Source organism: Streptomyces similanensis, assembly GCF_039543625.1.
GTDB lineage: Bacteria > Actinomycetota > Actinomycetes > Streptomycetales > Streptomycetaceae > Streptomyces > Streptomyces similanensis.
The window spans coordinates 68114-79559 of sequence record NZ_BAABKC010000029.1 but is presented as its reverse complement, the minus strand read 5'-3'; the positions used below and the strand labels follow the sequence as shown (position 1 = coordinate 79559).

11 protein-coding genes are annotated in these 11446 nt (G+C 70.6%); 3 read left to right on the top strand and 8 right to left on the bottom strand.

Going from position 1 to position 11446, the window contains the following annotated elements:
* Positions 1-275: 275 nt before the first annotated feature.
* From ABEB07_RS10650 to thyX, 3 genes are all read right to left on the bottom strand, one after another.
* Entirely contained in the window at positions 276-1961 is a 1686-nt protein-coding gene (locus tag ABEB07_RS10650) for a ribonuclease J (RefSeq protein ID WP_164588805.1), read from the bottom strand.
* 197 nt (positions 1962-2158) lie between these two features.
* On the bottom strand, positions 2159-3058 hold the full coding sequence (gene dapA / locus ABEB07_RS10645) for a 4-hydroxy-tetrahydrodipicolinate synthase (RefSeq protein WP_345668044.1): 900 nt from the start codon (positions 3056-3058) through the stop codon (positions 2159-2161).
* Between the two features lie 214 nt (positions 3059-3272).
* Positions 3273-4013: an FAD-dependent thymidylate synthase gene (gene thyX / locus ABEB07_RS10640; protein WP_176150764.1), complete on the bottom strand. Its 741-nt coding sequence runs from the start codon at positions 4011-4013 to the stop codon at positions 3273-3275.
* 213 nt (positions 4014-4226) lie between these two features.
* Between thyX and ABEB07_RS10635 the strand changes: the two genes are divergently transcribed.
* Together ABEB07_RS10635 and ABEB07_RS10630 are read left to right on the top strand one after the other, a co-directional pair.
* Positions 4227-4460 carry a hypothetical protein gene (locus ABEB07_RS10635; RefSeq protein WP_164588808.1) on the top strand — a complete coding sequence of 78 codons (234 nt, stop codon included), beginning with the start codon at positions 4227-4229 and terminating at the stop codon, positions 4458-4460.
* A gap of 101 nt (positions 4461-4561) precedes the next feature.
* Positions 4562-5116, top strand: coding sequence for a hypothetical protein (locus tag ABEB07_RS10630; RefSeq protein ID WP_176150763.1), 555 nt, complete (start codon positions 4562-4564; stop codon positions 5114-5116).
* 226 nt (positions 5117-5342) lie between these two features.
* Here ABEB07_RS10630 and ABEB07_RS10625 read toward each other — a convergent pair whose 3' ends face one another.
* From ABEB07_RS10625 to rpsO, 5 genes are all read right to left on the bottom strand, one after another.
* Positions 5343-5798, bottom strand: coding sequence for a tetratricopeptide repeat protein (locus tag ABEB07_RS10625; protein ID WP_164588810.1), 456 nt, complete (start codon positions 5796-5798; stop codon positions 5343-5345).
* 14 nt (positions 5799-5812) lie between these two features.
* Positions 5813-6565 (bottom strand): 4-hydroxy-tetrahydrodipicolinate reductase, encoded by a 753-nt coding sequence (gene dapB, locus ABEB07_RS10620; RefSeq protein ID WP_176150762.1) that lies wholly within the window; start codon positions 6563-6565, stop codon positions 5813-5815.
* A gap of 35 nt (positions 6566-6600) precedes the next feature.
* On the bottom strand, positions 6601-7980 hold the full coding sequence (locus ABEB07_RS10615) for a M16 family metallopeptidase (RefSeq protein ID WP_176150761.1): 1380 nt from the start codon (positions 7978-7980) through the stop codon (positions 6601-6603).
* Positions 7977-10196 (bottom strand): polyribonucleotide nucleotidyltransferase, encoded by a 2220-nt coding sequence (locus tag ABEB07_RS10610; RefSeq protein ID WP_176150760.1) that lies wholly within the window; start codon positions 10194-10196, stop codon positions 7977-7979. The genes ABEB07_RS10615 and ABEB07_RS10610 overlap by 4 nt, the downstream gene beginning before the upstream one ends.
* A 351-nt stretch (positions 10197-10547) precedes the next feature.
* On the bottom strand, positions 10548-10835 hold the full coding sequence (gene rpsO / locus ABEB07_RS10605) for a 30S ribosomal protein S15 (protein WP_164586814.1): 288 nt from the start codon (positions 10833-10835) through the stop codon (positions 10548-10550).
* 311 nt (positions 10836-11146) lie between these two features.
* Between rpsO and ABEB07_RS10600 the strand changes: the two genes are divergently transcribed.
* Positions 11147-11440 (top strand): DUF397 domain-containing protein, encoded by a 294-nt coding sequence (locus ABEB07_RS10600; protein ID WP_164586812.1) that lies wholly within the window; start codon positions 11147-11149, stop codon positions 11438-11440.
* The last annotated feature ends 6 nt before the right edge of the window (positions 11441-11446 follow it).

The following is an 11446-nucleotide window of genomic DNA, read 5'->3' as shown; positions in this document are numbered from 1 at the left end:
GGGCTTTCCTCCGGGCTTTTCCCTTCGGTCTTGCGTTTCCGACTCTATCAGATCTTTCCGATCCGATTTTCTCGGTGCTTTCCAGGTTCCCGCTTCCGCGTTTCCCTTTCCGGCGGTTCCGACTTTATCAGAGATTCTCAGTCGGTTTTCCCGCCCCTCCGGGGGAGTCCCGCGGAGCGCGTGAAGCGTCCGGGTTCCCGGTCGGGCGGAGCCGTAAACGTACTGGAGCGGGGCGCCCCGATGCAAATCGAGGCGCCCCGCTGCCGGTTGGAGCGTCAGACCTCCACGACGACCGGGAGGATCATGGGCCGGCGCCGGTAGGTGTCCGAGACCCATTTGCCCAGCGTGCGGCGGATGAGCTGCTGCATCTGGTGGGAGTCGGCGATGCCCTCCTGGGCGGACTTCTCCAGGGACTCGGCGATCTTCGGGATGACCGCGCCGAAGGCGGAGTCCTCGATGCCGGAGCCGCGGGCCTGGATGTGCGGGCCGCCGGTGACCTTGCCGGTGGTCGAGTCGAGCACCACGAAGACCGAGATGATGCCCTCGTCGCCGAGGATCTTGCGGTCCTTGAGCGCGGGCTCGCCCACGTCGCCGACGGAGAGCCCGTCGACGTAGACGTAGCCGGCCTGGACCTTGCCGGAGATCTTGGCCTTGCCCTCGACGAGGTCGACGGTGACGCCGTCCTCCGCGATGACGATGCGGTCGTGCGGGACGCCCGTCATGGCGCCCAGCTCGGCGTTGGCGCGCAGATGGCGCCACTCGCCGTGGACCGGCATCAGGTTCCTCGGGCGGCAGATGTTGTAGAAGTACAGCAGCTCGCCGGCCGAGGCGTGGCCCGAGACGTGCACCTTGGCGTTGCCCTTGTGGACGACGTTGGCGCCCCAGCGGGTGAGGCCGTTGATGACCCGGTAGACCGCGTTCTCGTTGCCCGGGATCAGCGACGACGCGAGGATCACCGTGTCGCCCTCGACGATGCGGATCTGGTGGTCGCGGTTGGCCATGCGCGACAGCGCCGCCATGGGCTCGCCCTGCGAACCCGTGCAGACCAGGACCACCTCGTGGTCGGGCAGGTCGTCGAGGGTGCGGACGTCCACCACCAGGCCCGGCGGGACCTTCAGATAACCGAGGTCCCGGGCGATGCCCATGTTGCGGACCATCGAGCGGCCGACGAAGGCGACCCGGCGGCCGTACTCGTGGGCCGCGTCCAGGATCTGCTGGATGCGGTGGACGTGGCTGGCGAAGCTCGCCACGATGATCCGCTTGCCGGCGCCGGCGAAGACCTGGCGCAGTACCCCGGAGATGTCCCGCTCGTGCGGGGTGAAGCCGGGGACCTCCGCGTTGGTGGAGTCGCTGAGGAGGAGGTCGATGCCCTCCTCGCTCAGCCGCGCGAAGGCGTGCAGGTCGGTGAGGCGGTTGTCCAGCGGGAGCTGGTCCATCTTGAAGTCGCCGGTGTGCACGACCATGCCGGCCGGGGTGCGGATGGCGACGGCCAGGGCGTCCGGGATGGAGTGGTTGACCGCGACGAACTCGCAGTCGAAGGGACCGACGCGCTCCCGGTGCCCCTCGGCGACTTCGAGGGTGTACGGCCGGATGCGGTGCTCCTGGAGCTTGGCCTCGATGAGGGCCAGGGTCAGCTTGGAGCCGATCAGGGGGATGTCCGGCTTCTCCCGCAGGAGGTAGGGGACGCCGCCGATGTGGTCCTCGTGGCCGTGCGTGAGGACGATGCCCTCGATGTCGTCGAGGCGGTCCCGGATGGACGAGAAGTCCGGCAGGATCAGGTCGATCCCGGGCTGCTCCTCCTCGGGGAAGAGCACTCCGCAGTCGACGATCAGCAGTCGGCCGCCGTACTCGAAGACGGTCATGTTGCGGCCGATCTCGCCGAGGCCGCCGAGCGGGGTGACACGCAGGCCACCGGCCGGGAGCGGCGGGGGCGGGGCGAGTTCGGGATGCGGGTGACTCAAAAGACCCTCCTCACCACACGCGCCACGTACCGGTGGGCACGTGGCGCGCGTGACGTTCGTGCAGAAGCAGTTGTCGTATGGGGATACGGGCACCGGTGTCCCGCGTATTCAGTTGGCTGTTCTGTTGTGGAGCCCGGTTGCCGGCAGGGCGCCGGAGTGGGCCGGGCGGTGCGAGGCGGTCTCGCGAAGTCTCGTTGTCAGAGCTGTACCCCGCCGGCGGCAAGATCGATCTTGAGCTGCTCGGTCTCTTCGGGACTGAGCTCGACCATGGGCAGGCGCAGCGGTCCGCCGGGCAGGCCGCTCAGGGCGAGGGCGGCCTTGGTGGTCATGACGCCCTGGGTGCGGAACATGCCGGTGTAGACCGGGAGCAGCTTCTGGTGGATCTCGGTGGCCTTGTGGACGTCGCCGGAGGTGTGGGCGTCGATGAGGGCGCGCAGGTCCGGGGTGACGACGTGGCCGACGACCGAGACGAAGCCGATCGCGCCCACGGAGAGCAGCGGCAGGTTCAGCATGTCGTCGCCGGAGTACCAGGCGAGTCCGGAGCGGGCGATGGCCCAGCTCGCGCGGCCGAGGTCGCCCTTGGCGTCCTTGTTGGCCACGATCCGCGGGTGCTCGGCGAGGCGGACGATGGTCTCCGTGTTGATCGGGACGCCGCTGCGGCCGGGGATGTCGTAGAGCATGACCGGCAGGCCGGTGGCGTCCGCGATGGCCGTGAAGTGCCGGTACAGGCCCTCCTGCGAGGGCTTGTTGTAGTACGGCGTGACGGTCAGCAGGCCGTGCGCGCCGGCCTGCTCGGCGGCGCGGGCCAGCTCGATGCTGTGGTGGGTGTCGTTGGTGCCGACGCCGGCGATGACGTGGGCGCGGTCTCCGACGGCCTCCAGGACCGCGCGTACCAGCTCGGTTTTCTCCGCGTCGCTGGTGGTGGGGGACTCGCCGGTGGTGCCGTTGACGACCAGGCCGTCGTTGCCTGCGTCCACCAGGTGGGCGGCGAGCCGCTGCGCGCCGTCGAGGTCGAGTGCGCCGTCCGCCGCGAAGGGCGTGACCATGGCGGTGAGGACCCGCCCGAAGGGGGTCTGCGGAGTGGAGGTCGGAGCCATGGGTAACACGCTACTCGTTGCTCAGGGCGGGGTCTGCCCTCGGGGCGGCCGACAAGTCGTGACAAAGATGGAGCCCGGCACTGCCTGCTCGGGGGTTCAAGCAGTGCCGGGTCCGTTCGATCAGGCTAGATGAACTTCCACAAAGGCCGCAATACGGACACTTCGCGCGGCTGATGCGCACATCAGTACCTGCGGAAACGTGCGCGCCGAGGGGCTACGGCGCGACGCGGCCGTTGGCGTTGAAGGCGGCGTAGGTGAGCGGCATGAGGCGGGCCCACTCGGACTCCATCCGCTCGCCCACCATCTCGATCTCCCGCTGCGGGAAGGACGGCACCTTCGCCAGCTCGTGCTGGGTGCGCAGGCCGAGGAAGTGCATCAGCGAGCGGGCGTTGCAGGTGGCGTACATCGAGGAGAACAGGCCGACCGGGAGCACCGCGCGGGCTACCTCGCGGGCGACGCCGGCGGCGAGCATCTCCTGGTACGCCTCGTACGCCTGCCGGTAGGAGTCCTCCATGACCCGGCCGACCAGCTCCTGCTGGGCGTCGGTGCCCTCGACGAAGCGGTACTTGCCCGGGCGGCCCTCCTGGACGAGCTTGCGGGCGGCGTCGGGGACGTAGAAGACCGGCTGGAGCTCGCGGTAGCGGCCGGACTCCTCGTTGTAGGACCAGCCGACGCGGTGCCGCATGAACTCGCGGAAGACGAAGATCGGGGCGCTGATGAGGAACGTCATCGAGTTGTGCTCGAAGGGGCTGCCGTGGCGGTCCCGCATCAGGTAGTTGATCAGGCCCTTGGACCGCTCCGGGTCCTTGCCCAGCTCCTCCAGGGACTGCTCGCCGACGGTCGAGACGCGGGCCGCGAACAGGACGTCGGCGTCCGACGCGGTGTGCTTGACCAGCTCGACGGTGACGTCGCTGCGGAAGCTGGGTTTCAGGTCGTCGGCGGGGGTGTCGGTCACGGCTCGCGGGGTCCTTCCATCACGTCTTGCGGGCGGCGCCCACTCTACGGCCCGGCTCTGACATCAGGGCGTTCGGTGCCGGGCCGCGACATCTTCGGTGAAGATCGATGAATTCGGGGGAAGCGGGCACCATTCGGGACACTCGTGCGTCTGTATGGGTGAGACACCCCAGTTCGACCGCAGTCCCGTCCCCCGAAGGGAGCCGTGCCTCCGATGTTCCGTCGGCGCGAGCCCGTCCCGTTCGCCTTCGTCGCCGAGGCGGACAGGTTCCGCAGCAATGTCACTCCCCCGCCCCGCCGCCGTGCCTCAGCCGGCGAGCTGGCCGGGCGGCTGCTGCTGGGCCTGACCATCGTCGCCGGCCTGGTGGGTTCCTTGATCCTCGGGCTGCCCGCGCTGTCCACCAGCCACACCCCGCCGCAGACGCAGCAGGCCTCGACCGACCGCTGAGGACGCCGCCCACCCCCTCGGACCCCCGTGGGTGGTGGGCGCGTGCGCGGCCGGATAGCCTCACCGGGCACAGCCCCGTGTGGAACGAGTGAGGACCCGCCGTGCCCCTGCCCTTCCTGACGGCCGACCGCGCCATCGACACCACCTACGACGTCGCGCTGCCGTTCGACGACCGTGAGCGCTGGCGGCGGCCCTACCGGCCCGGTCCCTGGCGGGTGGGGACGGCGGCGCTGGTGCTGCTGCTGGCCTCGTTCGTGCTGTTCGCCGCGGTGGTGATCGCGCTCACCGGCACGCTGTCCTCGGCCGGGCTCGTCTTCGTCGTCGCCCTGGCCGTCGTCGCGGCCGCGCTGCGGCTGCTGCGGATGGGCGTGTGGGTCGGGGCGCGGGGGCTGCGCCACGTGCGCTTCCTCGTGACCCGTACGGCGCCGTGGGAGCAGGTGGTCAGCGTGCGGACCGCGCAGCGGCCGGTGCGGTGGCTCGGGCTGCCGCGCACCGTGCAGGGGCAGGCGCTGGTGCTCGACCGGCGGGGGCGCTCCGCGCAGACCGTGCCGCCGCTGCTGACCACGCACGACGCCGACTTCCTCGGGCGCCCGGCCGCGTTCGACCGGGCGTCGGACGCGGTGGAGGCGTGGGCGGACGAGTACCGCCGGCGCTGAGGCCGGCCGCGCCGGTGCGAAGGGCGCGGCGGCTGCGGGTACGGGCGCGGGTGCAGGTGCGTAGCGCGGTCTCGGGTGCGGATGCCGGCCGGAGGCCGTTCTCGGGTCGTACGGGCCTGTCGTGGGCCGTCAGGGCCGGCACAGCGGCTTCGTGGACGACAGCCCGGCACGACTGTGGGGCCGCCCGGTGCGGTCGGCCCCACAGTCGTGCGCGGTGGGCGCGGTGTCAGGCGGCCGGGACCGGCCTGCCGTCGTGCAGGGCTATCGCGCGCTGCATCGCCTGGCGGGCGCGCGGGGTGTCACGGGCGTCGTGGTAGGCGACGGCGAGCCGGAACCAGGTGCGCCAGTCGTCGGGGGCGGCCTCCGTCTCCGCCTTGCGCCGGGCGAAGACCTCGTCGGCCGAGTCGCGGTCGATGCGCCCGCTGGGCGTCCGCTTCAGCTCGTCGACCGGCAGGCCGCCCTCGGCGTCGAGTTCTGAGGCGAGCTGGTTGGCCCGGCGGACGAACTGGGTGTTCTTCCACAGGAACCACAGCCCGATCACCGGCAGGATCAGCACGGCGATCCCGAAGGTCACCGTGACGAGCGTGCCGGACTGGATGAGCATGACGCCGCGGCTGCCGACCAGGAGGAAGTAGAAGACCAGGACGGCGGCCGTGACGAGGTAGGTGATCTTGGCGCGCATGAGGGGGCTCGGGCTCAGTTCAGGTCGAGGAAGTTCTCCAGGCCGAAGGTCAGGCCGGGAGTGGTCACCACACGCCGCACGCCGAGCAGGATGCCCGGCATGAAGCTGCTGTGGTGCAGCGAGTCGTGGCGGACGGTGAGCGTCTCGCCCTCGGCGCCCAGCAGGACCTCCTGGTGGGCGAGGAGACCGCGCAGGCGCACGGAGTGCACCGGCACGCCGTCGACGTCGGCGCCGCGCGCGCCGTCCAGCGCCGTCGCGGTGGCGTCCGGCGCCGGGGCCGTGCCGGCCTTCGCGCGGGCCTCGGCGATGAGCTGGGCGGTGCGGGTGGCCGTGCCGCTGGGGGCGTCGACCTTGTTGGGGTGGTGCAGTTCGACGACCTCGACGGACTCGAAGTACGGCGCGGCGATCTGCGCGAACTTCATGGTCAGCACGGCGCCGATGGAGAAGTTCGGGGCGATGAGCACCCCGGTCTCCGGCGACCGCGCGAGCCGTCCGGTCAGCTGCGCGAGGCGCTCCTCGGTCCAGCCGGTGGTGCCGACCACCGCGTGGATGCCGCGGCTGACGCAGTAGTCGAGGTTGGCCATGACCGAGTCGGGAGTGGTCAGCTCGACGGCGACCTGGGCGCCGCCGTCGGCGAGGGCGTCCAGCGAGTCGCCGCGGCCGAGGGCGGCCACCAGCTCCATGTCCTCGGCGGCCTGAACGGCCCGTACCGCCTCGGAGCCGATACGGCCCTTGGCGCCGAGGACCGCCACGCGCAGCTTGCTCATCTCTTGCTTCCTTAAGAGCCGAAGGGGACCTGGGGTCAGGCGACCGCGTCGTGCAGGCGGGCGGCCTGCTTGTCCTTGAGCGGGCCGATGACCGACAGCGACGGGCGCTGCCCCAGGATGTCGCGGGCGACGGCGCGGACCTCGTCCGGGGTCACCGCCGCTATCCGGGCCAGCATGTCGTCGACGGAGATCTGCTCGCCCCAGCACAGCTCGCTCTTGCCGATACGGTTCATCAGCGCGCCGGTGTCCTCCAGACCGAGGACGGTGGAGCCCTGGAGCTGGCCGATGGCGCGGGCGATCTCGTCGTCGGGCAGGCCGTTGCCGGCGACCTTGTCGAGTTCGTCGCGGCAGATCCGCAGGACGTCGTGGACCTGGCTCGGGCGGCAGCCGGCGTAGACGCCGAACAGGCCGCAGTCGGCGAAGCCGGACGTGTAGGAGTACACGCTGTAGGCGAGGCCGCGCTTCTCCCGGACCTCCTGGAACAGGCGGGAGGACATGCCGCCGCCGAGGGCGGTGTTGAGCACGCCGAGAGCCCAGCGCCGGTCGTCGGTGCGGGCGAGGCCGGGCATGCCGAGGACGATGTGCGCCTGCTCGGTGCGGCGGCCCTGGTGTTCCACGCGGCCGGCGGCGCGCAGGCCGCGGCGGCCGCCGCGCGGGGCGATGGGCGCGGCCGCGGTGTCCCCGAGGGCGCCGGCCTTCTCGAAGGCGGCGCGGACCCGGCGGACGACCTTGTCGTGGTCGATGTTGCCGGCGCAGGCGACCACGAGGTGGGTCGGGTCGTAGTGCTTCTTGTAGAAGCGGCGGATGCGGTCGGCGGTGAGGGCGTTGACCGTGTCGACGGTGCCGAGGACGGGGCGGCCGAGGGGGCTGTCGCCGAACATGGTGTGCGCGAACAGGTCGTGCACGCAGTCGCCCGGGTCGTCCTCCGTCATGGCGATCTCCTCGAGGATCGCGCCGCGTTCCACGTCGACGTCCTCCTCGCGGATCAGCGAGCCGGTGAGCATGTCGCAGACCACGTCGATGGCGAGCGGCAGGTCGGTGTCAAGCACACGCGCGTAATAGCACGTGTACTCCTTGGCCGTGAACGCGTTCATCTCGCCGCCGACGGCGTCGATGGCCGAGGAGATGTCCAGCGCGGAGCGCTCGGAGGTGCCCTTGAAGAGCAGGTGCTCCAGGTAGTGCGTGGCGCCGCCGAGCGCCGGGGTCTCGTCGCGGGAGCCGACGTGCGCCCAGATGCCGAAGGTGGCGGAGCGGACCGAGGGCAGCGTCTCGGTGACGATACGCAGACCGCCCGGGAGGGTGGTCTTGCGGACGGTGCCGATGCCGTTCATGCCCTTGACGAGGGTTTGGGTACGGGCGACGGCCCGCGCCTCCGAGGAGGTGCGGGCCGTCGCCTTCGAGCCACGGGACGTCACTTGGCGGCGTCGTCCTTCTGCTCGTCGTCGCCCTCTTCGCCCTCGATCACGGGGACCAGGGAGAGCTTGCCGCGGGAGTCGATCTCGGCGATCTCGACCTGGACCTTCTGGCCCACGCCGAGCACGTCCTCGACGTTCTCCACGCGCTTGCCGCCGGCCAGCTTGCGGATCTGCGAGATGTGCAGCAGACCGTCCTTGCCGGGCATCAGGGAGACGAACGCGCCGAACGTCGTGGTCTTGACGACCGTGCCCAGGTAGCGCTCGCCGACCTCGGGCATCGTCGGGTTGGCGATGCTGTTGATCGTGGTGCGGGCGGCCTCGGCGGACGGACCGTCGGCGGCGCCGATGTAGATGGTGCCGTCGTCCTCGATGGTGATCTCGGCGCCGGTGTCCTCCTGGATCTGGTTGATCATCTTGCCCTTGGGGCCGATGACCTCGCCGATCTTGTCGACCGGGATCTTCACGGTGATGATCCGCGGCGCGTTCGGGGACATCTCGTCCGGCGTGTCGATCGCTTCCATCATCACGTCGAGGATGTGGAGGCGGGCGTCACGGGCCTGCTTGAGGGCGGCGGCCAGGACGGAGGCGGGGATGCCGTCCAGCTTGGTGTCGAGCTGGAGGGCGGTGACGAACTCCTTGGTGCCGGCGACCTTGAAGTCCATGTCGCCGAAGGCGTCCTCCGCACCGAGGATGTCGGTGAGGGTGACGTAGTGCGTCTCGCCCTCGATCTCCTGGGAGATCAGGCCCATGGCGATGCCGGCGACCGGGGCCTTGAGGGGCACACCGGCGTTCAGCAGGGACATGGTGGAGGCGCAGACCGAGCCCATCGACGTCGAGCCGTTGGAGCCGAGGGCCTCGGACACCTGGCGGATCGCGTAGGGGAACTCCTCGCGGGCGGGCAGCACCGGCACGAGGGCGCGCTCGGCGAGGGCGCCGTGGCCGATCTCGCGGCGCTTGGGGGAGCCGACGCGGCCGGTCTCGCCGGTGGAGTACGGCGGGAAGTTGTAGTTGTGCATGTAGCGCTTGCGGGTCACCGGGGAGAGGGTGTCCAGCTGCTGCTCCATGCGGAGCATGTTGAGGGTGGTGACGCCCAGGATCTGGGTCTCGCCGCGCTCGAACAGCGCCGAGCCGTGCACCCGCGGGATGGCCTCGACCTCGGCGGCCAGCGTACGGATGTCCGTGACGCCGCGGCCGTCGATGCGCTTCTTCTCCTTGATGACGCGCTCGCGGACCAGGGCCTTGGTCAGCGAGCGGTACGCGGCGGAGATCTCCTTCTCGCGGCCCTCGAACTCGGGCAGCAGCTTCTCGGCGGCCAGGCCCTTGACGCGGTCCAGCTCGGCCTCGCGCTCCTGCTTGCCGGCGATGGTGAGCGCCTGGGCCAGCTCGGGGCGGACGGCGGCGGTCAGCGCCTCCAGGACGTCGTCCTGGTAGTCGAGGAAGATCGGGAACTCGCCGGTCGGCTTGGCGGCCTTGGCGGCGAGGTCCGACTGGGCCTTGCAGAGCACCTTGATGAAGGGCTTCGCGGCGTCCAGACCGGCGGCGACGACCTCTTCGGTGGGGGCCTCGGCGCCGCCCTTGACCAGCTGGATGGTCTTCTCGGTGGCCTCGGCCTCGACCATCATGATCGCGACGTCGCCGTCCTCCAGGACGCGGCCGGCGACGACCATGTCGAAGACGGCGTCCTCCAGCTCGCTGTGGGTCGGGAAGGCGACCCACTGGCCGTTGATCAGCGCGACGCGGACGCCGCCGATCGGGCCGGAGAAGGGCAGGCCGGCCAGCTGGGTGGACGCGGACGCGGCGTTGATCGCGACGACGTCGTACAGGTGGTCGGGGTTGAGGGCCATGACCGTGCAGACGACCTGGATCTCGTTGCGCAGGCCCTTGCGGAAGGACGGGCGCAGCGGGCGGTCGATCAGGCGGCAGGTGAGGATCGCGTCCTCGGAGGGGCGGCCCTCGCGGCGGAAGAAGCTGCCGGGGATCTTGCCGGCGGCGTACATCCGTTCCTCGACGTCCACCGTGAGGGGGAAGAAGTCGAGCTGGTCCTTGGGGTTCTTGGAGGCGGTGGTGGCCGACAGCACCATGGTGTCGTCGTCCAGGTACGCCACGGCGGAGCCGGCGGCCTGCTTGGCCAGGCGGCCCGCCTCGAAGCGGATGGTGCGGGTGCCGAAGGAGCCGTTGTCGATGACGGCCTCGGCGTAGTGGGTCTCGTTCTCCACTAGCGTTTTCTCCGTTACTTGTCGTCTTTTCGTCCCGCCTCGCCCGTGTGGCGGGGGGACGGTGGCGGAGAAGCGCTCCGTGCGGTGCGGGCCGGTCTTCGATCGAAGCACCCGGGGCCTGTTCGCCCGGGGGCCACTACCGAGGACCGGCGGCGGCGAGGTGCGCTCCTCCTGTGGTTCGTGGTGCGTGATGACGCCCTACCCACTACGGGTGGGACCTATCACGCTGTGTCATGCGTATCGCGTTCCGCTACCACAGTACAAAGCGGTGGCGACACTCCGCACGTTTGTGCGCGTACGGCAAAGGGAGCGGTCCCCTCTCGCTCGGGGGCCCGCTCCCTTCACGGCGTCTTACTTGGCGCCCGCCGCACCACGGCGGATGCCGAGGCGGTCGACCAGCGCACGGAAACGCTGGATGTCCTTCTTCGCCAGGTACTGCAGCAGGCGGCGGCGCTGACCGACCAGGATCAGCAGGCCACGACGGCTGTGGTGGTCGTGCTTGTGGGTCTTGAGGTGCTCGGTCAGGTCGGAGATCCGACGGGAGAGCAGAGCGACCTGGACCTCGGGGGAGCCCGTGTCACCCTCCTTGGCACCGAACTCGGAGATGATCTGCTTCTTCGTAGCGGCGTCGAGCGACACGCGTACTCCTCATGGTCTGAAAGTGGCCACCGAGTGCCCCCGGTCTTCATCGCGGGAGAGCTTCCGTTACTCGGGAGGCGGGGATCCGCTGGGCGCGGCCTCCAGGCCTCGCAGGGTCAGCTGCCAGGGCTCCGGGGGTGCGTACACAAACGGCCGTCACTCAGGGTACCAGGCGGTGGCGGTGCGGTTTCCCCCGGTTTCCGGACCGCCGTCCGGGGGCGGCCCCGGCGGCTAGGGTGAGCGCCGGTACGCCCGGCACACGGTGCCGGCACACGGTACGGACGTCTACGTCTGGAAGGGGTCGCTGCGTCATGGCGGAGACGGAAGAGGAGATCAAGGCCCGCAAGGAACGGGAGCGGGACGAGCTGTACGCGCTCGACATCTCGGGCGTGGAGTGGCAGGGCGCGCCGGGCACCTCGCCGGACGAGGAGCGCGTCGAGATCGCCTACCTGCCGGACGGCGCCGTGGCGATGCGCTCGTCCCTGGACCACGACACGGTGCTGCGCTACACCGAGGCCGAGTGGCGGGCCTTCGTGCTGGGGGCGCGCGACGGCGAGTTCGACCTGGAGCCGACGGAGCGCAACGGCGGCCTGGCCGCGCAGTGAGCGGCG